We start from the raw sequence: 26,103 nt of genomic DNA, 5'->3' as shown, positions 1-26,103 counted from the left end.
CTGGTGATATCAGCAACTGATTATGACAAGCTTAGGTAATGCGTGAAAGGGGGCAATTTGTCTAATAATGAACTAAAGCAAAATCAGGTGCCGAGAGCGAGCAAAAAAGATTTCTGGCTGACCCTGCCACAATACTGTCTGCCACAACACTTATTATCACTGCTGATGCACCGAATTTGTCGATTAACCACACCCTGGTTTAAGAATCGCATAATCTCAATTATTATTCGCCAGTATAAGGTGGATATGTCGGAAGCGGTAAATCCAGATATTAATTCCTATCAGCATTTCAATGCTTTTTTTACCCGCAAAATTAAACCCCAAACCAGACCAGTCGCATTGGGGAGTGACGTAGTTGTCTCTCCGGTAGATGGTTGTTTAAGCCAGTTGGGCTTTATCCAACAAGGCAGAATTGTACAGGCCAAGGGCCATGATTATTCAACGCTCGAACTATTAGGTGGCGATTCAGCAGTAGCGGAAAAGTTTGATGGGGGACAATTTGCGACAATTTATCTGTCACCACGTGATTACCATAGAATCCATATGCCTGTTTCAGGAAGTCTGACCCGAATGCGCTATATACCGGGGAAATTATTTTCGGTTAACCCACTTACCGTTCGCGGTGTACCGAGATTGTTTGCCCGCAACGAGCGCGTGGTCACAATTTTTCAGACCGACTTTGGACCTGTGGCGCTCATTCTGGTTGGCGCTATTTTTGTTGGCAGTATGGAAACAGTGTGGCATGAAGGCGAGATTACACCGCCATACACCAAAGGTATTCTGGACTGGCACTATACCGATGCCCATATTCGTCTGAATAAAGGTGAGGAGATGGGGCGTTTCAACATGGGGTCGACGGTGGTTTTATTGTTACCACCTGGCGCGCCAACCTGGACAGATAACTGGAAAGCCGAGATGAAGATAAAACTGGGTCAGGCCCTGACCTGAGGTATCTAAATAATCAAACGCAAAAAAAAACCGGACATTGTCCGGTTTTTTTGTTTGCTATCTAGACATTGTTACGCCAGGCGTGACAACTGTTGTCCTTTAATTGCTCCACTTCTTCCGGACCCCAGGTACCCGCTTTATAGGTGTGGATGAAATCTTTTTCTTCAGACCATTTCTCCAGGATCGGATCAACCGCTTTCCAGGCCAGATTGACTTCATCAGCACGCAGGAATAAAGAACGATCACCTTGGATAGCATCCAGGATTAATGCTTCATAAGCATCAAGCTTGTGCTTGTTGTCATCGGACTCCATTGTTTCCAGACCAACGGTATGCGCTTTCATTTCCAACCCGGGTTGTTTGGCCTGTAGTTCAATACGCAACGTATTGTCAGGTTGCAGACCCATGACAATCCAGTTGGCATGACTTTCACCTACTTTGGTGTCTTTGAATAATTCCAAAGGCGGTTTTTTAAAGCGAATGGCAATCATCGCTTTTGATTCAGGCATGCATTTACCTGTACGCAGATAAAAAGGCACACCATGCCAGCGCCAGTTATCAATATAGACTTTCATCGCGGCATACGTTTCGGTCACACTGCCTGCAGGTGCATCATCTTCTTCCAGATAACCTTTGACCGGTTTGCCGTTGATTTCACCTGCCGCATATTGGCCACGGAAAGCATGTTGATCAACGATGTCTTTAGTGATTGGACGAATTGATTTGAGAACTTTTACTTTTTCATCGCGTAATGATTCATCATCCATGTCTGCAGGTGGTTCCATTGCGACCAATGCCATCACTTGCAATAAGTGACTTTGAATCATGTCACGTAAAGCGCCCGAACCATCATAGTAGCCAGCACGGCCACCAACACCTTGTTGTTCGGCATGGGTGATCTGTACGTGATCAATGTATTTGTGATTCCACAAGGGTTCTAACAACAAATTGGCAAAGCGGAAAACAAAGATATTCTGAACCGTGCCTTTACCCAGGTAATGATCGATACGGTAAGTCTGTTCTTCGGTGAAGTTTTTGCGCAGAATGCGTTCCAGTTCAGCGGCACTTTTCTGATCGTAACCAAAGGGTTTTTCGACCACCAGATGACGCCAGCCATCAGTTTCCTGATTCAACCCAACTGCAGAAAGCTGATCGCCCACTACGCTGAATAGAGAAGGACTGATGGAGAGGTAAAAAACGATATTTTGAGAGAAACCATTTTCCGGTGTAGTGATCAGTTTTTTCAATTCGTGATAGCTGAAGGCTTCGTTGATATCACATTTGAAATAATGCACTTTCTTCAGAAAAGTTTGCAGTAAATCGTTATCGATGCCACCACGAACTCTGGGAGTAACGTATTCTGTTACCAGCTCCTGCCACTCTTCCTGGGTGCTTTCTTTGCGTCCCATACAAATGATGCGGGTGTCGTCGGTTAAACGATTTTCCGCTTGTAAATGATACAAGGCGGGCAGCAGTTTTTTCTGGGACAGATCGCCGGTGGCGCCGAAAATAACAATAGTACAAGGTTGCATGGTTTCTCCCGTTACAAGGCTGTGACTATGCCTTTGAGCGTATATAATTGAGTAATTGTACAATTTTGGGAGAGCATAGTGCGAAAAATTCTGTTTGCAAGTAGTGAAGTGCATCCGCTGATAAAAACCGGTGGCTTAGCGGATGTCTCAGCCAGTCTGCCATTGGCCCTTTCACAGATGCAGCAGGATATTCGTATTATCATGCCGGCATATCGTGCCACACTGCAGCAATTAGGCGAATGTCCGCTGATTGCCACAGTAAAACTGGAGGGCTATCATCAGCCTATCCAGCTTCTGCAAGCACAATTACCGGATAGTGATGTTGTCGTGTTGCTGGTGGATTCTCCTGAGCATTTTGATCGGGATGGTGGACCTTATTGCGATACACAAGGGGCAGACTGGGCGGATAATGCGGCACGTTTTGCGTTATTTTGCCGCGCTGTTGTAGCGGTAGCCACCAATCATGCTGGATTAGACTGGCAACCCGATGTAGTGCATTGTAATGACTGGCAGACCGGTCTGATTCCTGCGTTACTCAGCCTGGAAAAGACTCGCCCGGCTACTGTTTTCACCATTCATAACATGGCCTACCAAGGGTTGTTTTCCCGTGAAGTATTTGAGATGCTCGATTTGCCTGATGCGTTATGGCAGATTGAGGGCATTGAATTTTACGGCATGATGTCCTTTATGAAAGGTGGCCTGGTTTATGCCGACCACATCACCAGCGTCAGCCCCACCTATGCGCAGGAAATCTGTCATTACGAATACGGTTATGGCCTGGAAGGTTTACTGGCCTTGCGTTCAGAACAATCACGACTCAGTGGTATCGTGAATGGTATTGATACTCAGGAATGGAATCCGCAAACCGATAAGTTCATCAGTCACCACTACAGTATTAAAAACCTGCGACCCAAATTGCTCAATAAAAAAGCATTGCAGCAGCATTTCTTTCTTCCCGAATCAGCCGACACATTGATGTTTGGCATGATCAGTCGGCTGGTGTCGCAAAAAGGTGTGGATCTCACGATTGATGCGATTCATCGTCTACTGGCAGAAGGCAAAGATGTCCAATTGGTTTGTTTGGGAAGTGGCGAAGCCGGATTTGAACAGGATTTGCGTGTTTTACGTGCCAGATTTCCTGATAAAGTGGGCATCCAATTTGGTTATGATGAAGCATTGGCGCATAAAATCGAGGCGGGTGTTGATTCGTTTTTGATGCCATCACGATTTGAACCCTGTGGTTTGAACCAAATGTATAGTCTGCGCTATGGCACGTTACCTGTCGTCAGAAATACCGGTGGCCTGGCCGACACAGTAGTCGATGCGAACGAAGAAAATCGTAAACAGATGTTGGCAACAGGCTTTAAATTTACCAAGCCCACCGTCGAGGATTTGTACAATACTCTGTTAACGGTGAATGAATTATTTTCACATCCCCGGTTATGGCGACGGATGATGCTGACTGCAATGGTGCAGGATTTTAGTTGGATAAATAGCGCGCAAGCCTATTTGCACCTTTATCAGCAATTAGTGGATAACTCATGACAACACGGCAAGTTGATTTCAGTAGCGCTGTGGCGCTTGATTTACTTATGGACAAAGATTTACGTTCACACGTCCGTTTTTTGGTGAATTTATTGGGCGAAGTTATCGCTGAACAGTCCGGGCCTGAGGTTTATCAGGTGATTGAGCAGTTACGCAAAGGATTTATCCGACTGCGTAAGGAAGATGATGTTGAGCTGCGTCAAACTCTCAAGGATAAAATTGAATCGTTGGATGAACTGACCTTACGTGAAGTTATCCGCGCTTTTAATCTGTATTTCAGTCTGGTCAACACGGCTGAAGAAGCCTATCACCACCATAATCGACAAATTCAACTGCGAAACGGTGGAAATCTCTGGCATGGTTCGTTTCTGGATACACTGACTCAGTTCAAAAATGAAGGTGTATCAATCAAACAGCTACAGGATTTGCTGGAAAAACTGGTTTTTATGCCGGTGTTTACCGCCCATCCAACCGAGTCCAAACGACGCACCGTGATGGAAATCTTACGTCGCGTGTTTTTGCTTGATGAGAAACTTACTGAAGGTCTGATAACACCGTTTGATCAACAGCAGATTCGTAACCAATTGAAACGCCAAATCCAGCTGCTCTGGTCAACTGATGAAGTAAGAGCGGTTAAACCATCAGTTCGCGATGAAATCAAAAACGGATTGTATTATTTCAATGTCAGTCTGTTTGATGCAGTGCCACGCAGTTATCGTAACCTGGAGAATGCTCTTCGTCGGGTTTATGGTGATGAACTGGATCCGGAAACACCAATTGTGGTGCCAGATTATTTACGTTTTGGCTCATGGATTGGTGGGGACCGTGATGGCAATCCCTTTGTCACTGCGCAAACAACGGAAATGGCGATAGCGCTGCAAAAGCGCACGGTAATTCGACGTTATCTGGAAGATGTCACTAAACTCAGTTTTATTCTGACGCAGACGCAGCCACTCTGCGAGATCAATGCTGATTTGGCTACCGATATCGAACTGAGCGAACAACGTTTTGCCGGAGCCTTTTCAACCAATCCGCAACGGTTTATTAATGAGCCTTACCGCCGCAAGCTTTATATGATGCGCTATCGGCTCAAAGATAATCTGGCTGTTCTGGAAGAATTCTTTCGCCCGGATCTGCAAATTGAAAGTCTCGGTGTGGCCTATCATAACGAAGATGAGTTTCTGGCGGATTTGTACCTGATACATAAATCACTGGTGGATAATGGCGATATCGCGATAGCTGCCGCTGAACTCACCGATCTGATTCGGCTGGTCAAAACCTTTGGGTTTTATCTTTATAATCTCGATATTCGTCAGGAATCATCAAAGCATACTGATGCGGTGGGCGAGATATTAGCGCTCACTGGCCTCAATCGCCATTATCTGCAAATGGATGAAGCAGAGCGCCAGACGTTGTTATCGGATTTACTGTCGGCCCCCAGATTGCCAGAAATATACGGCGATTTGCAGCCAGACTCTCTGGAAATTCTCAATGTATTCAGATTAATCGCCCGACTGCGGGTAGAGGTCAGTGAAAAAGCATTTGGTAATTATGTGATTTCCATGACCCATCAGGCCAGTCATATTCTGGAAGTAATGCTGCTGGCCAGATTTGCCGATTTAATTGGTCAGGATGAACATGGCTGGTTTTGCCATATCCGGGTAGCACCATTATTCGAAACCATTGAGGATCTTGAGCATATCGAGCCGGTAATGTCTGCTTTGCTTGAGAACAGTCAGTACCGCACCTTGCTCAGTGCTTCGGGCAATATGCAGGAAGTCATGCTTGGCTATTCGGATTCCTGTAAGGATGGTGGCATTCTGGCATCTGCATGGAATTTATACCAGGCGCAGAAAACGGTCAGTCGACTTTCAGAACAATATGCTATCGGTTGCCGAATGTTTCATGGCCGTGGTGGCACCATCGGCCGTGGTGGTGGCCCGACGCATGATGCCATCTTGGCTCAACCGGTCGATACCGTGCACGGTCAGATCAAGTTTACCGAGCAGGGTGAAGTGCTGTCATTTAAATACGGTAATACTGAAACTGCGGCCTATGAGTTAGGTATGGGGGTCTCTGCATTAATTAAAGCCAGCAGGGGACTGGTAACCGATTCAGCTCAGGAAAAGCCCGAATACCTTTCGATCATGCAGCAACTGGCACAGTTGGGTGAACAGCAATATCGACAATTGACCGAGCAGACTCCCGGCTTTCTCGACTATTTCTATGAAGCCTGCCCAATCAGTGAAATCGGTTTGATGAATATTGGCTCACGGCCTTCACATCGTAAGGTCGGCGATCGATCCAAGTCTTCGGTCAGAGCGATTGGGTGGGTGTTTGCCTGGGCGCAATCAAGACATACCTTGCCAGGCTGGTATGGGATTGGCAGTGCGATTGCCACGTGGATTTCTGAGGATCCTGAAAGACGTCAAATACTGCAAAAAATGTATTTTGAATGGCCGTTTTTCCGGGCAATGGTGAGTAATACACAGATGTCACTTTCCAAGGCCGATATGGATATCGCGGCAGAATATGCTGATTTGTGTATCGATAAACAGCAGGCGCAACAGGTACTCTCTGTTATACGTAATGAATACCAGCAAACAGCCAGTCAATTATTACAACTGACAGGGGCGGAGACGCTAATGGCCGAAAATCCCCAATTAGCCTTGTCTTTACGAAGAAGGCAGGCTTACCTGGATCCGCTGAATCATATCCAGTTACTGTTATTGAAACGTTATCGGCATGGCGATTACAGTGATGCGGAAACAGCCAAATGGCGCGATCCGTTGTTGCGCACTATCAGCGCCATTTCACAGGGAATGCGTAATACCGGTTAATCGTCTTTGGCAGAACGATCCTTCTTGGGAATATAACGCGGTTTATCTTCCTTGCTTTTGGATCGTGCCTTGTTAGCCTTGGCCTTGGGTGCAAGCCCCTTCAATTTGCGGATGGGTAAGCTGTGGCCAAGGTGATATTCAATGCGTTCCAGATTTTTCAGATCGTGCGGTTCAACCAGATTAATCGCCGTGCCATGTTTATCTGCCCGACCGGTACGGCCAATACGATGAATATAGTTATCACCGCGAAACGGCAGATCGTAGTTAATAACATGGGTAATATCTGCCACATCCAGCCCCCTGGCAGCAACATCGGTGGCTACTGTGACCTTGATTTGGCCGGCGCGGAATTTACGAATCCGTTCGCGGCGTACAGATTGATCAAAATCACCATGTAACAGCTGAGCGGAGATATTCTGTGACTGTAACCAGTCGCAAACTTCTTCAGCACGGATTTTTTTATTACAGAATACTAAGGCTCGTTGGCAGGCCGGTGCGTTGATAAATGCTAATAATAAAGCCTGTTTATGTTCACGGTTATCAGCCAGATAAACCTGCTGAGTAACATTCTCTGCCAGTTGATTGGCCGCATTAATATGAATTTCCTGCGGGTCGGTAAGCAGTTCGTCGGCAAAAATTCTGACACCACTGCCTGCCAAGGTTGCCGAGAATAGTCCAGCCTGGAATTTTGATTTAATAGCGGCGAGCGCCATCAGCACATCAGGACCCTGACCCATATCGAGCATGCGATCGGCTTCGTCAATAATGACCAGTTCAACTGCTGATAAATCGACTGATTCATCATTTACCAGACTTAACAGACGACCGGGCGTAGCGATAATAATGTCGCATTGAGCAGTAGCATGTTGCACCTGCGCCCAAGGCGAGGCACCGCCGGTCAACATGGCGATGGTCGGTTTAAAGGCTTTACCGAGTTGATGAAACACATGCTGGATCTGAAATGCCAGTTCGCGGGTTGGAGCGAGGATCAGAATACGAGCCTGATCGTGCTTATGGCGTTCATCATTGAGGCGTTGCAAAATTGGCAGGATAAAGGCCGCCGTTTTCCCGGTACCGGTAGCGGCACAGGCCAATACGTCCTGACCGGCCAATAATGCCGGGATCGCCAGTTGCTGTACCTCAGTCGGTTTTTCAAAACCACTGTCGCGCACAGCGGCAATCAATTCATCATCAAGGAATAGATCGTCAAAAGTCATGGTGTTTATCTTATCAGTCGAAAGCGCCTGTGGGATCACAACAGGCATAGAAGTGGCGGGCAATATAACACAATATTGCTGCTAAGCCTGATGTGGTTGTTTTACTTCAGGTAGTCAAAACCAGCAAACAGCCAGCAATCATGACTGCGCAAGCCGCTAATCGGCGAAGAATATGTTTTTCATGAAAAATGCGGTAGCCGAGAAACACCTGCAATACCATACTGAGTTGGAATAACGCCAGCGAATAGGCCACCAGTAATTGCGAAAAAATCAGCATGGTGGTGTATTGCATCAAAAAAATAAACCCGCCCAGCCAGAGAAAATGACTGCGGTGTTGTCTGGCTGCTTGCCAGTCCATTTGCCAGCGTTTGCCACCAAACCAGTAATACAGACCAATCGATAATGGCAGGCCAAATAAACACCAATAGACTGTGGTTGCCAGTGCACCGCCACTCAATACGGCATTTTTAAGTGGCAGGGTGCCAATTGAAAATAACAGTATGGATAAAAACCGATATTGCACGCCGCGTTGCATGAATAATTGCGATAGTCGGTTTGCAGATGGAGTTGTGGCCGGAGGGAATAACAAAAAACTGCCAAGCAAAATGATTATAACCCCGCTGAGCCCCTGCATACTGGGCACTTCGCCCAGAAAGATCAGCGCAAGAATCATCGAAAATACAACTTTATACGCGTTCAGTGGGCCGAAAACCGATAAATCAGTTTTGGATAAAGACAACACCAGAAATAAAGTGCCCGCCATATCCAGCAGAGCAGCCAGCAGAATATTGATCCAGAAGCGATGATCAATGGCACTGTGTTCCACCAATAGTATTAAAGGCAGACTAATGCAGGCCAGAACGAGATAGGAAAGCATCACGATAAACAGTGAATGCAGACCTTTGTGAGTGAACTGTTTTTGAAAAACGTTAGCCGCGGCGGAGGAAAATATCCTCCCTAGGACAATCAGTAACTCCATTACTCAGCAGAGTTTAATGGCAGATAATTATTTTCAGCATTGGTTTGATAAGCATTAAACATCTGGTAGTTGGCGTCCGGATCAAAACTGAAGACGATAAAATGATCCTTGCGTGAGCCCATTTCCATGCCTGGTGTACCGACCGGCATCTGCGGAACCGACAAACCTTTGATATGAGCAGGTTTATCGATCAGTAATTGTTTAATATCATCAGCCGGCACATGGCCTTCGATCACAAAATCATTAATAACGGCGGTATGACAGGAAGCCATATTGTTGGGCACACCAAGTTTTTGTTTAATTGTCGCCATATCATTACGGATCTTATCAATCACTTCGAATTGATGTTTTTCGAGATGCTCAATCCATTTATGGCAGCACTGACAATTGGCGTCACGATATACAGTAATCGTTTGTGGCTGTTCAAGTTGCAGACGAGCCTGATCCCATTCGCTGGCGTGGAGAGTAGATGCTAAAGCCAGACTCAGCAGTAAAGTCAGGCCGAAATTTACCATTTTATTAAGGGCACTCAATCATAATCTCCTGATCCTGGCTGTTTTTCTCGACATACTCCAAAGCCCACAATGTCGACTTATTATTTTCAACATCAATCATCTGCGGCAACTCGACACAATCGATTCCATGGTTTTTAAAGTGATCGATTTCAGTTTCTGTCAGCAACTGCGGGTTATGCCAGATGGCTGAAATATCATCACTGATTTCAGCCTGAAAAGCTTCCAGACCCTCACGAGTAAAAATAATAAGTACCATGATTATGGGATATCCAAATAGGCTTTTTCAGAGATAGTCGCCCAATCTTCATCCTGTTCACGAAAGTTTTTATAGGCTTGATGAACACGATTGAATTTAGGATTTTCCGCGGCTTCTTCAGCCAGAGTCTGTTCAGTAATTTTTTTGAGCGTATTCAATACATCCGCTGGGAAGGGAACGATATTGATATCATCGCGCTGACGTAACTCTGCCAGTGCAGCCACATTCTTCTGTTCCATTTCGGAGGCCATTAACAAATTTTCTGCTTTGGCTGCATTTTCGATAATAGCTTGTAAATCAGGCGGCAATAAATCCCAGGCACGTTTATTAATACTGAGTTCCAGCACAGCACCTGGTTCCTGCCAGCCCGGATAATAATAAAATCTGGCTGCGCGATGCAGACCCAGACGTTGATCGTGGTAGGGCGCAATCCACTCAGTGGCGTCAATGGTATTGCGTTCCAGTGCGGTATAAACTTCACTGCCAGCAAGCAGAATAGGATTACCGCCGGCTTTGGCGAAAACTTTACCTCCTAAGCCGGGGATACGCATTTTTAAGCCTTGCAAATCGGCCATCGAGTTGATTTCTTTATTAAACCACCCCCCCATTTGAATGCCGGTATTGCCTAACGGAAAAGGCACAATATTGTATGGCTCATAGACTTCACGCCATAAATCCAGGCCACCACCATGATATAACCAGGCATTCATGCCGCGTGGGGTCATGCCAAATGGCACGGTAGAGAAAAACTGCGCTTCTGGTACTTTACCCGCCCAGTAATAGGCACTGCCGTGGCCCATTTCAACGGTTCCCTGAGAAACAGCGTCAAATGTCTGCAAAGCCGGAATCAACTCACCACCGGCAAATACTTTAACCTTGAGGCGGCCATTGGACATGGCTTCAAGGTTGGCGGCAAAGCGTTCAGCCCCTTCCTGCAGTACCGGGAAACCCGGGGGCCAGGCTGTTACCATTTTCCATCGATAGATTTTACTGGTATCAATTTCTTCGTTAAACGGGCCAGTGTCATCAGGACCACAGGCGGAGAGTAAGCAGATGCTTACCAGCAATGCCAAGCGTCGTATAAATACGGATAAATGCATTATCGTTTTCCTGAATTACAAGGTTTCAAGTTTGGCATAGGCCAATACCAGCCATTTACTTCCGGCTTGTTTGAAATTCACATGAACACGAGCGTGACTGCCATTGCCTTCAGTGTCAATAATCACACCCTGACCAAATTTCTGATGCATCACCTGTTGCCCGGTTCTGAACCCGTTATCATCAGCTGATTGTGATCGACTGGCAAGTGCCGTCAGACCAGATGCGGCCATATTTTGTGGAGAACGTACCTGATGAACTCGTTCAGCGGGAATTTCACTCAAAAAGCGCGAAGGGCGAGGATGCATTTCCTGCCCATACAAATAGCGTGATTCGGTATACAACAGATAGAGTGTTTTGCGTGCCCGGGTCATGCCGACATAACAAAGACGGCGCTCTTCGGCCAGTCGCAGCGGGTCATCAGCTGATTTCTGCCCCGGGAACAGGCCTTCTTCCATACCCACCATAAAGACGATGGGAAATTCCAGACCTTTGGCGGAATGCAGGGTCATTAACTGCACACAATCCTGCCATTGATCACCCTGGTTTTCGCCAGCTTCCAAAGCGGCGTGCGCAAGAAAAGCATCCAGTAACGGCATCTCTTCTTCATCGTCAGCGCGCATAAATTCACGACTGGCGTTAATCAGTTCGTCCATGTTTTCAATGCGACCCTGGCCCTTTTCGGTTTTGTCCTTGGCGAAATGGGTACGTAAACCGCTTTCGTCGATCACCAGTGCAGTCAGTTCATGTAATGACATGGTGTCATCTTCAGGTGTGAGTGAATCAATCAGCTCCAGAAAACTCGATAAGGCGTTGGCTGCTCTGGCAGGGAAAACTTTTTGTTGTAAGGTATCCACCGCAGATTGCCACATGGATTGATTGGTTTCCCGGGCATATTGGCGCAGCTGGGTTAACGTGGCTGCACCAATACCTCGGGTGGGCGTATTTACAATACGTTCAAAGGCAGCATCGTCACGACGATTACTGACCAATCGCAGATATGACAATACATCCTTGATTTCAGCGCGTTCAAAAAAGCGCAAACCACCATAAACCCGATAGGGTACAGCCGATTGCATCAAGGCTTCTTCAATGACCCGTGACTGAGCATTGGAACGATACAGCACGGCAACATCACTGCGTTGTCCACCCTGATTCATCCAGTTGCGTACTTCCTGCACCAGATAGGCGGCTTCATCGCGTTCGTTATAAGCGTTATAAAGCTGGATGGGTTCACCATCGGCATCCTCGGTCCACAGTTCCTTGCCAAGACGTTCACTGTTATTCGCGATAACCGCATTGGCTACGGCCAGAATATTGCCGGTGGAACGATAATTCTGCTCCAACCTAACAGTACTGGCGTCGGGATAATCTTTATGAAATTTCTGGATATTCTCAATTTTGGCGCCACGCCAGCCGTAAATTGACTGATCGTCGTCACCGACAATAAACAGATGTCCGGTCTGACCGGCCAGTACTCTTATCCAGGCATACTGAATGGTATTGGTATCCTGAAACTCATCGACCAGGATCTGCGAAAACCGTTGTTGATAATGCGACAGAATATCTGGACGTTTCAGCCACAATTCATGACTGCGCAGCAGTAACTCGCCAAAATCGACTACACCGGCACGTTCACAGGCCTGTTCATAGGCCAGATAAATTGCCAGCATGTTTTGTGAATACGGATCTTCCCCAGCTTGCAAATGCGCGGCACGAAGACCTTCGTCCTTTTGGCCGTTGATATACCATTGAGCCTGCTTGGGCGGCCATTGCGCTTCATCCAGAGACATGCCACGGATAATGCGTTTGATCATGCGCAATTGATCATCGCTGTCGAGGATCTGGAAACCTTGCGGCAGACCAGCCTCCTGCCAGTGCGAACGAAGTAAGCGATGCGCCAGACCATGGAATGTACCAACCCACATACCGCCAATAGGATAGCCGAGCATCTGTTCGATACGACCACGCATTTCTGCGGCAGCTTTATTGGTAAAAGTGACTGCAAGGATGTTTGCCGGTGATAAGGCTTCTGCCTGAATCAGCCAGGCAATTCGATGTACCAGAACACGTGTTTTACCACTTCCGGCACCAGCAAGAATTCGCGTATGCCCCAGCGGTGCAGCAACTGCTTCGCGTTGTGGTTTGTTCAGATCATCAAGTAGTTCAGATACATCCATTAGTTTCGTAACATTTCGGAGTGGTGGCCCGGAAAAGCATCAGCTCGAAATAATATGCGATGCAGTGGGTTAAGGCATCTATAGATACAACTATCCCCACAGATGGTGGGGATAGCATTGCATTATGGATTTAGATGTTGCTGTCGAGAAACGCAGCCAATTGTGATTTGGTCAAAGCGCCGACTTTTGTGGCTTCCACTTCACCATCTTTAAACAGCATCAATGTCGGGATACCACGAATACCATAACGAGGTGGGGTATCTGGATTTTCATCGATGTTCAGTTTGCAAACTTTTAATTTGCCTGCGTATTCAGCGCCAATTTCTTCCAGCACCGGCGCAATCATTTTGCATGGACCGCACCATTCAGCCCAGTAATCAACCAATACAGGCATATCAGACTGTAGAACCAGGCTGTCAAAGTCGCCATCGGTCACATTAGTGACGTTTTCGCTCATGTTTTATCTCCAGTGGTATCTAAAGTATTGGACCGCTATACTCGCAAGCCAACATTGAGTAACATTTTTTCTTATCAGTAAAGGTAATGCAAGTATTTATATGAGTGCTCACCTCACCGACACGGCATTTTCATCGCTGCCACTCCATCCGCTCCTGCAGAAAGGCTTGCAGCAAGCCGGTTTTGAATTTTGCACGCCGATTCAGGCTCAGTCTCTACCTTTATTGCTGGCAAACCACGATGTCGCGGGTCAGGCACAAACAGGCACCGGAAAAACCATCGCCTTTTTATTGGCCACATTTCAACGCTTATTAACGAATCAGGATGCGCAAAAACCTGCTTCAAAGCAACCTCGCGCATTAATATTGGCACCCACTCGGGAATTGGCAATTCAGATTGTAAAAGATGCTGAATTACTAAATAGTCATGCCGGATTGCGCATTGTGATCGCTCATGGCGGTAAAGATTATCAACGTCAGCGTGATGCAATCGATGACGGTTGTGATGTTTTGATTGGTACACCGGGACGTCTGCTGGATTTCCATAAACAACGGGTGTTTAACCTTAACAATATTGAAGCAGTGGTGCTGGACGAAGCCGACAGGATGTTTGATCTGGGCTTTATTAAAGATGTGAGGTTTTTTCTGCGCCGCTTACCCAGTCCTGAAAAGCGTTTAGGTATGCTTTTCTCTGCCACACTTAGTTATAAAGTGACTGAGCTGGCTTACGAACATATGAATAATCCGGAAAAAGTGCAGATCGAACCGGAAAAAATGATGGGTGATCGGATTGAAGAATGGGTTTATTACCCGTCAAATGAAGAAAAAATACCGCTACTGCTGGCGTTGATTAAGCGAATTCAGCCTATCCGCAGCATTGTTTTTGTCAACACAAAACAAGTCGCCGAGCGGGTATGGGGGTTTCTGGAAGGAAATGGCTACAAAGCTGCTTTATTATCTGGCGATGTACCGCAGAAAAAACGTGAAAGCCTGTTAAAACATTTCCAGGATGGTGAGTTTCCGTATCTGGTGGCAACCGATGTGGCCGCGCGTGGGCTACATATTCCTGAAGTCAGTCATGTGTTCAACTTTGATTTACCGCAGGATGCTGAAGACTATGTGCATCGTACGGGTAGAACCGCGCGTGCAGGTGCCAGTGGTATTGCGATAAGTCTGGCCTGTGAAGAATATGCTTTTTCGTTGCCTGATATAGAGCAATATATCAAACATAAATTGCCGGTAGCGCAAAGCACCGATGAGCAGCTTGAAACACCTCAGCCCAGAATTAAAGCTGAACGGAATCCGGACCCACGCCATAAAAATAAAACTCGTGGAGATAATAGCAATAACAATCGTCCGCGCAGCGGCAAGCGCAATAATGGCCCCAAAAAACCGGTAACTTCGGATGCAAATCAATAGTAACTTACCGGTACTTTTTACTCCGACAAGACAACCGGATGAGTCGTCTGTCCGACTCCCGGTGTTGTTGGATAAACAATCTGATTTCAATAATGTAAATCGCCAGCCTGTTATCAGCCGTCCAGTCATTGGGGTAACCAGTGATAATGATAGTCAACAAGCGCGTTATATTCGTAATTTCAGTCTGACCAATCGTGAAACTGAGCGTGAGTATACAGCCCAGAACAGATTGCCAGCACAAGTACAGGCCTACCTGCAGGTAGAGGCCCTTAAGGATGTTCCGACTCAGGAGAGATTATTTGATGCGATGGCTTAAGCTTGTCTTGATGTGCAGTGTTTTCGGTTTATTTTCAGCTTGTGCGGCCAATTCGAGTGATGGTTCACCTAACCTTTCCAGCTTTGCCAAAAGTAACATTGACGATGTTATCGAGCTGCATCAGCAACGGGTTATGCAGGATCTGAAAACGTTAACTATCAAACTTTATCAACGTAATCCCTATCAGCGTCATGACCGCCATATGCGTACACTGGAAGACAGCGTAGCCAGATTATTTATGTATCCGGCGGATGTCGGTTTTGCCAAATGGGATGGATTTGAACCGACCGAGATTATTCGTCTGGCTCTGACGGATGATTATGATGGTGACAGGGTGCTGGCCTTCACCGTGGGCATGCGGCGGATGTTAATGGCTTCGTACAACAATCAGTCAGAATTTTATTATCTGTCATCTATTGATCAACAAAAACTCTATAACAGCGCAAGAAATATCGAAATTGCGGCGTGGATGCTGGCGGAACGACGTGATGCAAAGGGTAAGCGGTTATTACTCAGTGATAGTGTGCAGGATGAATCCCGGAATTTGAGCTTTCAACGGATTATCGGTGGCATGATTGCGACACAGGATAATATTTCCGCCATCATTGCGCAGAAAAACGGCCGGTTGGTCAAAACAGTGGTGGTGCAGGCGGCCTCGATGATGTTCTTACCTATCTGATATCTTATTTTCCGCCAATAGCCTGCAGCATAATACGGTTTTTCAGCCACTGTGATTTATTGACCTGTCTCATACCGATTGTTCTTAACCAGCTGATGGGGCTGGCTGATTGAGTAAACAGTCGATGAAAACCATCCATGGAGAACTGCATCAGCAGATTTTCTGCCAAACGTCGCCGCTGATATTTTTTTAACGTATGCAAGCTGCCAATCTGACGCTGCTGCTGTACTGCCCAGGCAAGCGTTTCTGCCAACGCCATGGCATCCTGCAAGCCAATATTCACGCCTTGCCCGGCTAACGGGTGAATAGTATGTGCTGCGTCACCAAGCAAGGCGAACCCCGGTTTCACATAGTCTCTGGCATGTGCTAATGCCAGCGGGAAACTGGCCCGCTCAGAAACCAGCTCTACTTTGCCCAGTTGATGGTCAAATGCTTCTGCTAGTCTCAATTCAAAACTGTTTTTGTCGAGCGCTTTAAGGTGTTCTGCCTGCTCAGTTGGTAAGGACCAAACGATCGAGCACAAATGCGTATCATTTAACGGTAAAAAGGCGAGAGGTCCACCGGGTAAAAAACGCTGCCAGGCGGTTTTCTGATGGGGCTGTTCAGTGCGTATGGTCGCGACCAGACCATGTTGCTGGTAAGCCCAGCCTCGGCTAGTAATCCCGGCTTGCTCGCGTAATAAGGAATGCGCACCATCTGCAGCCACAATGAGGTCGGCGGTTAAAACGCGGCCATTTTCCAGAGTGATTTGACCTGTTTGATAATGTTGGGGCTTTTCGGGACAAATTAAATCAACTTGCCGATGATTGGCTGCTAAAGCGATTGCTTGATGCTGAATAAGCTGATTTTCAACAATGTGGCCAAGATAATCGACCCCGATTTCAGCTGCCGAGAAATGCAGAACGCTATCGACTGTTTCCCAAACCTGCATTTTTTCAAAGGGACCCAGTCGTGAGGTATACAGATTTTGCCAGACATTTATCTCTGTCAGGATTTGCTGGCTTGAAGGATTAATCGCACTGACACGTTGCGATGGAACATCATCAACCGCCAGTTGTTCTGTTTGATGCGCTTCAACTAAGGCAATTTGTAAATCAGTTTGCTTTGCCAGTAACAGGGCAAAAGTGGTGCCGACCATGCCACCACCGACAATAATCACATCATAGTGGTTTTTCATAATGGCAGTCCCCGACTGAGTCTGGACTGTTTACCGCTAAGTCCCATGCTTGTTTTAGCCAGCTGATTTTTTAATCCAGGCAGTCCATTAAGTAACGCAAGACTCAGCGAACGACCATGTCCAAGCAGAAAATGGTTATTGCTGAAGGTGTTCACCAGAAAATCTGTAGCATTGACCACTTTATCCTGATCCTGTTGCTGCCAGTCGGAATAATCCTGTAACAGACTGGCGTGACCACAGTCTTCAGGATGGGCGGCAATCAACTCTGCCAGAACCGCTGCATCACGTAAGCCAAGATTAAAGCCCTGACCGGCAATGGGATGCAGACTATGGGCTGCGTTGCCAATTAATAGAACTCGATTTTGTACAGGCTGATTGGTTTGCATTAAACCTAATGGGTAGCAGCTACGCTGACCAATTTTTTCAAAATGGCCGAGACGATAGCCAAAGGCTTTCTGCAGCCGTTCAGCAAATTGCTGTTCGTTACTTGCTAACAGGGCACGCTCTTCACCTGTTTTCACCGTCCATACCAAACTGCAACGACCCTCAGACATGGGCAATAAGGCTAACGGTCCATGTTCAGTAAAGCGTTCGTAAGCCCAGTTCTGATGAGCTCGTTCAGGTATCACATTCGCTGTGATGGCGGTTTGCTGATATTCGCGTTGCCAAATGGTTAATCCCAGCAACTCCCGAATGGTGGAAAACTGTCCATCGGCACCGACCAGTAATCTGCTGGTGAGTTGCTGGCCATCAGATAGCGTTACAGTGACTGATGTAGCGGTTTGCTCCAGACTGTCAACCTGAAGTGGTGTCATAATGCTTAACGTTGGGTGTTGCTGTAATGCCTGATTTAATTGAATACCCAGATGTTTTGCGGTCATCACCTGACCCAACGCGGGAACCTTTTCTTTCTGGGCAGTCAGACGCGTTACGCCAAAATGCCCCCGGTCTGAAATATGAATGCCGTGAATCGGAGTGGCTTTATCCTCGAGCTGAGACCAAAGTTGCATGGTTTCAAAAATTCGTTGGGAGCCGTAAGACAAGGCAATGCCACGATCATCAAAGCCGGGTTGATGGTGTTCCAGCAGATCCTGAGCCTCCACCAAAGCAATACGTAAACCGCTATTTTGTAGCGCGAGGGCCAAACTTGACCCTACCATGCCAGCGCCAACAATCAGTAGATCAAAATCGGCTTTCACGATGTTAGCGAGCTCCTGCCATCAGGGCTTCAATGTCGTCAATTTCTTTCGGCGCGTCAGCAGATAATACTTCGTGACCCTCTTTGGTCACCAGCACATCATCTTCAATACGAATTCCAGTGAAATGCCATTTTTTATCAATATGTTCCGGATCGCGGATATACAAACCAGGCTCTACGGTTAACACCATGCCTGGTTCCAGTAAGCGCCAGGTACAATCGATTTTATAATCACCGACATCATGCACATCCATTCCCAGCCAGTGGCCGGTGCGGTGCATATAGAATTCACGATAAGCCTGATCTTCAATTAACTTATCAACATTTCCCTGAAGCAAACCGAGTTTGACCAAACCTTCCGTGAGAACCTGCACAGCCGCTTCATGCGGTTGATTCCAGTGGTTTCCAGGTTTGACTGCCTCAATAGCGGCATATTGCGCATCCAGCACAATTTGATACAACTCACGCTGAGCCGGAGTAAATTTGCCATTCACCGGGAAGGTTCGAGTGATATCTGCGGCATAACATTGATATTCGGCACCGGCATCAATTAATAACAGATCATTGTTTTTCAATTTACTGTTATTTTCGATGTAATGCAGAATACAGCCGTTTTCACCGCCACCGACAATAGAAGGGTAGGCCGGACTGCGGCAGCCATGTTTCATAAACTCATGAATCAGTTCCGCTTCGACTTCATATTCGAACTTACCCGGTTCGGTAAACTGCATCGCCCGGATATGTGCTTTGGCTGACGCTTCAGCCGCGTAGCGCATGCTCTTGATTTCCTGGCTGCTCTTAAACAGACGTAACTCATTGAGGCAATGTTCCAGTTCGATGATTTCAGTAGGAGAGTGTTTGCCTGAGCGGGAGGCCTGGCGAAGATGATTTAGCCAACCTACCATATGCTGATCAAATGCAGGTTGGTTACCCATGGTGTAATAGACTTTTTCCTTGTCTTCCATCAATCCCGGCAAAATATCATCTAGATCGGCGATAGGATAAGAATCATCTGCGTCATATAATGCAATGGCACCCTCCTGACCGGCACGATAACCATCCCAGATTTCCTTATCGAGATCGCGTTCCCGGCAGAACAGGATGAATTCGCCATGTTCCCGTCCGGGGATCAATACCAAAACTGACTCTGGCTCATCAAAACCACAAAGGTAATGAAAATTGCTGTCACTGCGAAATGGAAAATCGACATCGCGGTTACGTGGGTGAACCACAGCGTTTGGTAACACGGCAATACTGTCCGGGCCCATGATTTCCATCAATCTCTGGCGCCGTTTGGCGAATTCTTTTTTAGTCATTAATGCTCAATTATCTTGTCTTCGGGAGTAGTCGGATTTAACTCACCATAAAGGAGGAACAGACCCATTCGGAGATATTCCACTAATTCTTCATAGTTATTATCGTCATCGTCACTGGGTTGCAATTCAATATCATCAACCTGACTGATTTGTAACACATCTGTTAGATACTCCTGACAATCTGCCGGCAGTTCAGTTTCGTTGGTCAGACCAGAAACACCCAACCCGTATACCAGGCCCTGAGACCAATCGCTTAAAGCAGCAAGCCGTGAGCCCAAAGGTGCGTCATCATCCGGCAATTCCAGCTGAAAATCGAAATCAAGACTGTTAAGCGACTGCATCGTCTCATCAAACAGACCCAGCAGGTTTTGTTTTTCTTCTTCGCCAGGATGGTAATCCTCAAATAAATCGCTATACCAGGTATTACGATTGGCCTGAGAATTCATACACAACAAACCGCATAATGCGCCCTGCAACTCGGCTGTGCTGGCAGGACCATCGGCGGTCACGTTTTCCGGCGACAGGGATGGAAAATATAATTGAGACATAGAGATACAACCTGAAATTAAAAAACACATCATGCAGTTGTTGACCGGGTCAACGGCGCACGTCTATAGTTAGGCATTATTCTCGCATAGCCAAGACGCATATTAATGGATAAAAACCCGATTCAACAATTGGAACAGCAGCTCGATGAGCTGTTACGGGCCAGTAGACGCTTGCGTGAAGAGAATATGTTACTTCGTTCTCAGCAGGCAGCCTGGCTGAGTGAGCGTGCGCAATTAGTTGAAAAAACTGAAATTGCCCGTAACCGCATCGAGAATATGGTGAACCGTCTGAAGCAGCTGGATGAAGAACTATGACCGTACCTGTTAACGTCACAATCCTCGGTAAAGATTATCAAGTTGCCTGTCCCGAAGATCAACAAGATGCGCTAATTGCCTCTGCACGTATGGTGCATCAGAACATGGAAAAAATCCGTAACACCGGGAAGGTGGTAGGGGTTGATCGCATTGCAGTTATGGCGGCTTTAAATATTGCGCATGAGTTGCTGTCATTACAGCAGGATGAAAGTCAGGACATCAAAAAAGTTAATGAAAAAATTTCTCTGCTTAAAGAGCGGGTTAGTGCATTTATTAACGAAGATAGGCAGTTGGAATTATAAAATACTGACGACTTGGCGAATAAAGTTGCGTATCATTTAACTAACCCTGCGGTGAGCGATAGCGACATGTGTTGTCTTGAGCCGATAAGCAAATGCTTTAGGAAACCAAATTTACGGGGTTGAAAAACAAGCCCGCTCCGACGGGAAGTTTGCCATCCCCATGCGGTTTCCCACTTGAACCAACAGGTTCAAGAACCCCGTTCGTAACGCCACTGTGGGGCCTTTCTTTAAATTCTCTGTTGTGTGCAGATTCAGATCAGCGCATGCCGAGCTGATTAATCTTCGTTAATAACCTATTGAGCATCTCACGCTCATCACTGCTTAACGCATCGCTAAGTTGTTTTTCATGTCTTGCCAAGACTATCTCTAACGCTTCCTCAATCAGCTTTTTGCCTTTATCGGTCAGTTTCACCAACCGACTCCGCTGATCATCCGAACATTGTCGCCGAGTGATTAAGCCGTTTTTTTCCAGACTGTTAAGCACTTTGGTTAACCCCCCCGAGCTCACCAGATTCACCTGGCATATATTGGATGGGGTTTGCTCGTAGGGTGGCCCCTGCAAGCGCAATGATACCAACGCGTCAAATTCACCCACATTCAGATGAAATTGCTCCATCACAATTTTTGCATCAGAAAAAAATAATTCACGCGCACGAAACAGCCGCTTTATTGTCTCTGCTACAGCAAGATCATCGCTGTGCCAGCAACTGCGCATTTGTTCGAGTGTTTCTTCTATACTTAATAAGCGATCTGCCAAGTGAGTTCCTCCTGAGATGACAGAATTATGACAAAAAAATTTACTTGCACGTAAAAGAATCTTGCATTAGTCTTTCCAGAAACCTTTCTAGAAAGAATTCTAAGCTATTCCCCTCGCTTTCACCAGCGAATAACAAAGGATCTGTCATGCGTGATAACTCACTTGATACTAAGCCCTCTTATCTGCAGGCTTTAGCAATCACCGCTTTTTTCTCGTTAAGCCTTCTGTGTCATTCCGTCAGCGCTGAACAAAACCTTCCCAGAGTTCAGGTGGTAGAACCGGAAGTTCGCACGTTGACTGAGTGGAAAGAATTCACCGGTCGTTTTGAAGCGGTGGAGATGGTTGAATTGCGCGCAAGAGTAACGGGCTATCTGGATAAAGTGCATTTCGACGATGGCCAGATGGTAGAAAAGGGCGACTTATTATTTGAAATTGATCCGCGGCCTTATGCAGCGGCAGTGGCCAGAGCTGAAGCAGAACTGGCCAGAATGGAGAGTCAACTGAAACTGGCTGACCTGGATACCAAACGGGGTGAAAGGTTATTAACCCAGAGTGCGATTTCTCAGGAAGAGGTGGATACCCGTCGGGCACGTTTTCAGGAAGCCAATACTAATGTTGCATCTGCTGCAGCTGCGTTGAAAACCGCTAAACTGGACTTACAGTACGCCAAAATTACCGCTCCGGTAAGTGGACGGATTTCAAATCGCCGTGTTGACGTCGGTAATCTAATTGGCAGTGGAGATACAGGTGAACCTCTGACCACCATTGTCTCGCTGGACCCGCTGCATTTTGTTTTTGACGTATCAGAAACAGAATATCTGGAATTGATTCGTTTGCCAGAGGGCCAGGAGCAATTGGTTAATGGCAGAACCATGCCGACGGAACTTAAATTAATTGATGAAAAGAACTGGACGCGTGAAGGTCGCATCGATTTTGTTGATAATCGGCTGGACGAAAATACGGGTACGCTGAGAATGCGCGTCGTTGTTGACAATGCCGATGGTGTCTTACGTCCAGGACTTTTTGCCCGTTTGCGTTTACCAACCAGTCAAAATGCAGAAGCGATGCTGGTTCCGGATAAAGCGATTGTGACCGATCAGGCAGCCAAAATAGTGATGACGGTGGATGCCGAAGGCAAAGTCATTCCTAAACCGGTTGAACTTGGCACGCTACAAGGTGATATGCGGGTTATCAGAAGTGGATTGACAACATCAGATCGCATTATTGTTGAAGGTTTGCTGAGAGCTCGTCCGGGTGCCGAAGTGAATGCTGTTCCATATCAAGCTGATGAACAGCCTAATGATGACGGACAAGACTCATGAAGTTCACCCATTTCTTTGTTGAAAGACCAATTTTCGCGACCGTTATTTCGGTCCTGATTGTCCTGGTGGGCACAATTGCCTATAACAATTTGCCTGTTGCACAGTACCCTGAAATTGCGCCGCCCAGTATAGCGGTCACTGCCACCTACCCTGGCGCCACAGCCGAAACGGCTGGTAATACTGTAGCGACAGTATTGGAACAGCAGATCAACGGGGTAGAGAACATGCTCTACATGAAATCTGAAAATACCTCAGATGGACGCACCTCACTGAATATTACGTTCAAGCCGGGTACCGATTTAGATACAGCGCAGGTGCTGGTGCAAAACCGCATTGCCATTGCCGAGCCCTTACTTCCGGAGGAGGTGACTCGACAAGGTATCGATATTCGTAAAAACTCACCTGATTTGATGATGGTTATTCATATTCTGTCTTCAGATGGCAGTCGCGATAACCTCTATGTTTCAAATTATGCCAGAACCCAGGTAGTTGACCGGTTGGCCCGTATAGACGGGGTCGGTGAGGCGCGGATTGTTGCAGAGCGGGCTTATGCAATGCGGATCTGGATTGATCCGGAACGGGCTCAGTCGTTTGGTTTAACAGCGAATGAAGTAGTTGCCGCTTTACGTGAGAACAACACCCAGATTGCTGCCGGTACTATCAACAGAGAACCGATTGAAACCAAAGGCGGTTTTGAGTTGAGTGTGGAAACACAGGGCCGGCTGCTGGAAGAAGAAGAATTCGGCAATATCATTGTAAAACGTGGCACTGATGGCCGGACCGTGAGATTACGGGATTTAGCCAGAGTCGAGTTGGCTGCACAGGACTATAACAACATCGGTTATCTGGATGACAATCTGGCTTTACCGGTCGTTATCTTCCAACGCCCGGGTTCCAATGCATTGGAAACTGCTCAGGCGTTACGGGCAGAGATGAAAGATATTGCTCAAAGTATGCCTTATGGGGTCGAATACCAGATTATTTACGATCCAACCGAGTTTATCGCCAAATCCATCGAGAAGATTTATCACACCATTCTAGAAGCCATCATTCTGGTTATTTTGGTGGTAATGCTGTTCCTGCAGAGCTGGCGAGCATCCATTATTCCTATTTTGGCCATACCGGTTTCACTGATTGGTACGTTTGCCGTCATGTCCTTGCTAGGAGTTTCATTAAATAACCTGTCGTTATTTGGATTGGTATTGGCAATCGGTATTGTGGTTGATGACGCCATTGTTGTGGTTGAAAATGTGGAGCGTTACATACGAGATGGATTCACTCCTCGAGAAGCGGCACATAAAACCATGGATGAAGTGGGCGGCGCCTTGGTGGCTATTGCCATCGTATTGACTGCCGTATTTATTCCGACGGCTTTTATTTCAGGCATTTCCGGGGCATTTTATCAGCAATTTGCCTTGACCATTGCCACAGCAACCATTATTTCGCTGATTGTCTCTTTGACATTATCGCCGGCTTTATCAGCGTTGTTATTAAAGCCACATGTTGAAGGCCATCAGCCAAATGGTATTTGGGGCAAGCTTAGTTCTCCATTTCGTGCGTTTGGCAATGGCTTTAATCGTGCCTTTGAGTGGATGGGGGATCGTTATTCGGCACTGACACGCAAGTTGTTACGCATGATGACGGTAATGCTACTGATATACGTCGGTTTGATCATGTTGACTGGCTATCAGTTCAATAAAGTGCCAACAGGGTTTATTCCTGAACAGGATCAAGGTTATTTGATCAATGTCCTACAGTTACCCCCTGGCGCCACGTTGGAAAGAACTGATGCGGCAGCACGCGAAGCTTCGGCACGTTTAAGAAATGTTCCCGGCGTTGCACATGCGGTTTTGTTTGTTGGTCTGGATGGGCCTACTTTTACCAACGCATCTAACTCAGCGGTTATCTTTACGCCATTGGATTCGTTTGAAGACCGCATTGCCGCCGGTATTACCATCGATGATATTGTTGCAGGATCACAGCAGGCCTTATCTCAGGTTGATGCAGCGATGGCTTTTGCGATCAGACCACCGCCAGTTAGGGGTATGGGGAACTCAGGTGGGTGGAAATTGTATGTTCAGGATCGTGGCGGGCTTGGTCTGGAAAGGTTACAGGCTGTTACCAATGAGGTGATTGGCGCAGCAAATCAAACAGATGGTTTATCGGCAGTGTTTACCTTCTTTAACTCTGGAACCCCCAGAATTTACGCTGATATTGATCGTACCCGGGCAGAAATGCTCAATGTACCGGTAGGCAATGTTATCGATACCCTGGAAATCTATCTTGGCTCACGTTACGTCAACGATTTTAACTTTCTGAATCGGACTTATCGAGTTGTGGCGCAGGCGGATGGCCCTTACCGTGATGAAATTGAAGATATCGGTAAATTACGTACCCGCTCTGATAATGGAGCGATGGTGCCCATTGGGACGATAGCGACGTTTGAAAACATTACGGGACCAATACGTCTGCCGCATTACAATCTGTATCCTGCGATCGAAGTGCAGGGCAATACCGCACCGGGTTACTCCAGTGGCGAATCACTTGCCATTGTCGAAGAACTATTAAGCGATACATTGCCGGAGGGAATCAGTTTTGAATGGACTGAGCTGGCCTTGCAAGAGAAGTTAGCCGGCGACACAGCCTTTCTTAGTTTTTCTCTGGCAGTTGTCTTTGTCTTTCTGCTACTGGCAGCGTTATACGAAAGCTGGTTACTGCCCCTTGCAGTAGTGTTGATTGTTCCTATGTGTTTACTGGCAGCAATACTTGGGGTCAGTTTACGCGGTATGGACAACAACATTCTGGTGCAGATTGGCTTTGTGGTGCTGATTGGTTTGGCATCAAAAAATGCCATATTAATTGTTGAGTTTGCCAAACAGGCTGAAGATCGTGGTTTGAGCCGACTGGATGCTGCAGTTGAAGCAGCACGTACACGTTTGCGTCCAATCCTGATGACATCCTTTGCCTTCATTCTAGGCGTGGTACCATTAGTCTTGGCCTCTGGTGCTGGCGCCGAAATGCGGCAGGCCTTAGGAACGGCAGTATTTTTTGGTATGCTTGGTGTGACCTTCTTCGGACTGATATTTACCCCGGTCTTTTATGTTTTCTGCCGCTGGCTGGCGTCATTAAGGGATAAACGCGAGCAGCAACAAACCGCTGATGAAGTGAATTAAGTTCAGCAGACTGAGCT

General features: G+C 46.8%; 23 protein-coding genes and 1 other RNA gene. 11 read left to right on the top strand and 13 right to left on the bottom strand.

Going from position 1 to position 26,103, the window contains the following annotated elements:
• Positions 1-57 precede the first annotated feature (57 nt).
• Complete coding sequence (gene asd / locus B4F66_RS11980; RefSeq protein ID WP_292353669.1) at positions 58-948, top strand: archaetidylserine decarboxylase; 891 nt, start codon at positions 58-60, stop codon at positions 946-948.
• Positions 949-1,009: 61 nt separating this feature from the next.
• On the opposite strand, the gene zwf is transcribed toward asd, so the two are convergent.
• Positions 1,010-2,479 carry a glucose-6-phosphate dehydrogenase gene (zwf, locus tag B4F66_RS11975; RefSeq protein ID WP_292353670.1) on the bottom strand — a complete coding sequence of 490 codons (1,470 nt, stop codon included), beginning with the start codon at positions 2,477-2,479 and terminating at the stop codon, positions 1,010-1,012.
• Between the two features lie 78 nt (positions 2,480-2,557).
• Here zwf and glgA point away from each other — a divergent pair, with 78 nt between their 5' ends.
• Together glgA and ppc are read left to right on the top strand one after the other, a co-directional pair.
• Entirely contained in the window at positions 2,558-4,024 is a 1,467-nt protein-coding gene (gene glgA, locus B4F66_RS11970) for a glycogen synthase GlgA (protein WP_292353671.1), read from the top strand.
• Entirely contained in the window at positions 4,021-6,864 is a 2,844-nt protein-coding gene (ppc, locus tag B4F66_RS11965) for a phosphoenolpyruvate carboxylase (protein ID WP_292353672.1), read from the top strand. The genes glgA and ppc overlap by 4 nt, the downstream gene beginning before the upstream one ends.
• Here the strand turns inward: ppc and B4F66_RS11960 are convergent.
• The 7 genes from B4F66_RS11960 to trxA all read right to left on the bottom strand — a co-directional run bounded on the left by B4F66_RS11960 (position 6,861) and on the right by trxA (position 13,566).
• Complete coding sequence (locus tag B4F66_RS11960; RefSeq protein ID WP_292353673.1) at positions 6,861-8,081, bottom strand: DEAD/DEAH box helicase; 1,221 nt, start codon at positions 8,079-8,081, stop codon at positions 6,861-6,863. The two genes, ppc and B4F66_RS11960, sit on opposite strands and share 4 nt — an antisense overlap.
• Positions 8,082-8,187: 106 nt before the next feature.
• Positions 8,188-9,060 carry an EamA family transporter gene (locus B4F66_RS11955; RefSeq protein ID WP_292353674.1) on the bottom strand — a complete coding sequence of 291 codons (873 nt, stop codon included), beginning with the start codon at positions 9,058-9,060 and terminating at the stop codon, positions 8,188-8,190.
• Positions 9,060-9,593, bottom strand: a complete 534-nt coding sequence (locus tag B4F66_RS11950; RefSeq protein ID WP_292353675.1) for a DUF411 domain-containing protein — start codon at positions 9,591-9,593, stop codon at positions 9,060-9,062. The genes B4F66_RS11955 and B4F66_RS11950 overlap by 1 nt, the downstream gene beginning before the upstream one ends.
• Positions 9,580-9,831 (bottom strand): hypothetical protein, encoded by a 252-nt coding sequence (locus tag B4F66_RS11945; protein WP_292353676.1) that lies wholly within the window; start codon positions 9,829-9,831, stop codon positions 9,580-9,582. Before B4F66_RS11945 ends, B4F66_RS11950 begins: the two co-directional genes overlap by 14 nt.
• A gap of 2 nt (positions 9,832-9,833) precedes the next feature.
• Entirely contained in the window at positions 9,834-10,931 is a 1,098-nt protein-coding gene (locus B4F66_RS11940) for a TRAP transporter substrate-binding protein (RefSeq protein WP_292353677.1), read from the bottom strand.
• Between the two features lie 15 nt (positions 10,932-10,946).
• Positions 10,947-13,109 (bottom strand): DNA helicase II, encoded by a 2,163-nt coding sequence (gene uvrD / locus B4F66_RS11935; protein WP_292353678.1) that lies wholly within the window; start codon positions 13,107-13,109, stop codon positions 10,947-10,949.
• Between the two features lie 130 nt (positions 13,110-13,239).
• Positions 13,240-13,566, bottom strand: coding sequence for a thioredoxin TrxA (gene trxA / locus B4F66_RS11930; RefSeq protein WP_014708059.1), 327 nt, complete (start codon positions 13,564-13,566; stop codon positions 13,240-13,242).
• A 100-nt stretch (positions 13,567-13,666) separates the two neighbouring features.
• On the opposite strand from trxA, the gene rhlB reads away from it, so the two are divergent.
• The 3 genes from rhlB to B4F66_RS11915 are packed head-to-tail and all read left to right on the top strand — an operon-like array spanning position 13,667 to position 15,978.
• Complete coding sequence (rhlB, locus tag B4F66_RS11925) at positions 13,667-14,983, top strand: ATP-dependent RNA helicase RhlB (RefSeq protein ID WP_292353679.1); 1,317 nt, start codon at positions 13,667-13,669, stop codon at positions 14,981-14,983.
• The gene (locus B4F66_RS11920) at positions 14,970-15,299 is read left to right on the top strand and encodes a hypothetical protein (RefSeq protein WP_292353680.1); all 330 of its coding nucleotides are present in this window, start codon (positions 14,970-14,972) and stop codon (positions 15,297-15,299) included. The genes rhlB and B4F66_RS11920 overlap by 14 nt, the downstream gene beginning before the upstream one ends.
• Entirely contained in the window at positions 15,286-15,978 is a 693-nt protein-coding gene (locus B4F66_RS11915; RefSeq protein ID WP_292353681.1) for a hypothetical protein, read from the top strand. The genes B4F66_RS11920 and B4F66_RS11915 overlap by 14 nt, the downstream gene beginning before the upstream one ends.
• 4 nt (positions 15,979-15,982) lie before the next feature.
• On the opposite strand, the gene B4F66_RS11910 is transcribed toward B4F66_RS11915, so the two are convergent.
• The 4 genes from B4F66_RS11910 to B4F66_RS11895 are packed head-to-tail and all read right to left on the bottom strand — an operon-like array spanning position 15,983 to position 20,217.
• Positions 15,983-17,155, bottom strand: a complete 1,173-nt coding sequence (locus B4F66_RS11910) for a UbiH/UbiF/VisC/COQ6 family ubiquinone biosynthesis hydroxylase (RefSeq protein WP_292353682.1) — start codon at positions 17,153-17,155, stop codon at positions 15,983-15,985.
• Positions 17,152-18,354, bottom strand: a complete 1,203-nt coding sequence (ubiH, locus tag B4F66_RS11905; RefSeq protein ID WP_292353683.1) for a 2-octaprenyl-6-methoxyphenyl hydroxylase — start codon at positions 18,352-18,354, stop codon at positions 17,152-17,154. Before ubiH ends, B4F66_RS11910 begins: the two co-directional genes overlap by 4 nt.
• A gap of 4 nt (positions 18,355-18,358) precedes the next feature.
• On the bottom strand, positions 18,359-19,669 hold the full coding sequence (gene pepP, locus B4F66_RS11900) for a Xaa-Pro aminopeptidase (protein WP_292353684.1): 1,311 nt from the start codon (positions 19,667-19,669) through the stop codon (positions 18,359-18,361).
• Positions 19,669-20,217 (bottom strand): UPF0149 family protein, encoded by a 549-nt coding sequence (locus B4F66_RS11895; RefSeq protein ID WP_014708052.1) that lies wholly within the window; start codon positions 20,215-20,217, stop codon positions 19,669-19,671. The genes pepP and B4F66_RS11895 overlap by 1 nt, the downstream gene beginning before the upstream one ends.
• Positions 20,218-20,322: 105 nt before the next feature.
• Here B4F66_RS11895 and B4F66_RS11890 point away from each other — a divergent pair, with 105 nt between their 5' ends.
• From B4F66_RS11890 to ssrS, 3 genes are all read left to right on the top strand, one after another.
• On the top strand, positions 20,323-20,532 hold the full coding sequence (locus tag B4F66_RS11890) for a TIGR02449 family protein (RefSeq protein ID WP_069294960.1): 210 nt from the start codon (positions 20,323-20,325) through the stop codon (positions 20,530-20,532).
• Entirely contained in the window at positions 20,529-20,834 is a 306-nt protein-coding gene (locus tag B4F66_RS11885; RefSeq protein WP_292353685.1) for a cell division protein ZapA, read from the top strand. Before B4F66_RS11890 ends, B4F66_RS11885 begins: the two co-directional genes overlap by 4 nt.
• Before the next feature lie 40 nt (positions 20,835-20,874).
• Positions 20,875-21,059: non-coding RNA, 6S RNA (ssrS, locus tag B4F66_RS11880), on the top strand.
• Positions 21,060-21,090: 31 nt separating this feature from the next.
• On the opposite strand, the gene B4F66_RS11875 is transcribed toward ssrS, so the two are convergent.
• Positions 21,091-21,591 carry a MarR family winged helix-turn-helix transcriptional regulator gene (locus tag B4F66_RS11875; RefSeq protein ID WP_292353686.1) on the bottom strand — a complete coding sequence of 167 codons (501 nt, stop codon included), beginning with the start codon at positions 21,589-21,591 and terminating at the stop codon, positions 21,091-21,093.
• 146 nt (positions 21,592-21,737) lie between these two features.
• On the opposite strand from B4F66_RS11875, the gene B4F66_RS11870 reads away from it, so the two are divergent.
• Both B4F66_RS11870 and B4F66_RS11865 read left to right on the top strand, forming a co-directional pair.
• On the top strand, positions 21,738-22,913 hold the full coding sequence (locus B4F66_RS11870; protein ID WP_292353687.1) for an efflux RND transporter periplasmic adaptor subunit: 1,176 nt from the start codon (positions 21,738-21,740) through the stop codon (positions 22,911-22,913).
• Positions 22,910-26,086, top strand: a complete 3,177-nt coding sequence (locus tag B4F66_RS11865) for an efflux RND transporter permease subunit (protein WP_292353688.1) — start codon at positions 22,910-22,912, stop codon at positions 26,084-26,086. The genes B4F66_RS11870 and B4F66_RS11865 overlap by 4 nt, the downstream gene beginning before the upstream one ends.
• The last annotated feature ends 17 nt before the right edge of the window (positions 26,087-26,103 follow it).

Source organism: Methylophaga sp. UBA3603 (assembly GCF_002375335.1).
Taxonomy (GTDB): domain Bacteria; phylum Pseudomonadota; class Gammaproteobacteria; order Nitrosococcales; family Methylophagaceae; genus Methylophaga.
Note: the sequence above shows the minus strand (reverse complement) of the source record. Positions and strands in the feature narration are given on the sequence as shown.

What these genes read in the sequence shown, in the direction of transcription:
- zwf (WP_292353670.1), bottom strand. Translation starts at nt 2,479, where the DNA reads ATGCAACCTTGTACTATTGTTATTTTCGGCGCCACCGGCGATCTGTCC.
- ppc (WP_292353672.1), top strand. Translation starts at nt 4,021, where the DNA reads ATGACAACACGGCAAGTTGATTTCAGTAGCGCTGTGGCGCTTGATTTA.
- B4F66_RS11960 (WP_292353673.1), bottom strand. Translation starts at nt 8,081, where the DNA reads ATGACTTTTGACGATCTATTCCTTGATGATGAATTGATTGCCGCTGTG.
- B4F66_RS11955 (WP_292353674.1), bottom strand. Translation starts at nt 9,060, where the DNA reads ATGGAGTTACTGATTGTCCTAGGGAGGATATTTTCCTCCGCCGCGGCT.
- B4F66_RS11945 (WP_292353676.1), bottom strand. Translation starts at nt 9,831, where the DNA reads ATGGTACTTATTATTTTTACTCGTGAGGGTCTGGAAGCTTTTCAGGCT.
- B4F66_RS11940 (WP_292353677.1), bottom strand. Translation starts at nt 10,931, where the DNA reads ATGCATTTATCCGTATTTATACGACGCTTGGCATTGCTGGTAAGCATC.
- uvrD (WP_292353678.1), bottom strand. Translation starts at nt 13,109, where the DNA reads ATGGATGTATCTGAACTACTTGATGATCTGAACAAACCACAACGCGAA.
- trxA (WP_014708059.1), bottom strand. Translation starts at nt 13,566, where the DNA reads ATGAGCGAAAACGTCACTAATGTGACCGATGGCGACTTTGACAGCCTG.
- rhlB (WP_292353679.1), top strand. Translation starts at nt 13,667, where the DNA reads ATGAGTGCTCACCTCACCGACACGGCATTTTCATCGCTGCCACTCCAT.
- B4F66_RS11920 (WP_292353680.1), top strand. Translation starts at nt 14,970, where the DNA reads ATGCAAATCAATAGTAACTTACCGGTACTTTTTACTCCGACAAGACAA.
- B4F66_RS11915 (WP_292353681.1), top strand. Translation starts at nt 15,286, where the DNA reads ATGCGATGGCTTAAGCTTGTCTTGATGTGCAGTGTTTTCGGTTTATTT.
- B4F66_RS11910 (WP_292353682.1), bottom strand. Translation starts at nt 17,155, where the DNA reads ATGAAAAACCACTATGATGTGATTATTGTCGGTGGTGGCATGGTCGGC.
- pepP (WP_292353684.1), bottom strand. Translation starts at nt 19,669, where the DNA reads ATGACTAAAAAAGAATTCGCCAAACGGCGCCAGAGATTGATGGAAATC.
- B4F66_RS11895 (WP_014708052.1), bottom strand. Translation starts at nt 20,217, where the DNA reads ATGTCTCAATTATATTTTCCATCCCTGTCGCCGGAAAACGTGACCGCC.
- B4F66_RS11890 (WP_069294960.1), top strand. Translation starts at nt 20,323, where the DNA reads ATGGATAAAAACCCGATTCAACAATTGGAACAGCAGCTCGATGAGCTG.
- B4F66_RS11885 (WP_292353685.1), top strand. Translation starts at nt 20,529, where the DNA reads ATGACCGTACCTGTTAACGTCACAATCCTCGGTAAAGATTATCAAGTT.
- B4F66_RS11870 (WP_292353687.1), top strand. Translation starts at nt 21,738, where the DNA reads ATGCGTGATAACTCACTTGATACTAAGCCCTCTTATCTGCAGGCTTTA.
- B4F66_RS11865 (WP_292353688.1), top strand. Translation starts at nt 22,910, where the DNA reads ATGAAGTTCACCCATTTCTTTGTTGAAAGACCAATTTTCGCGACCGTT.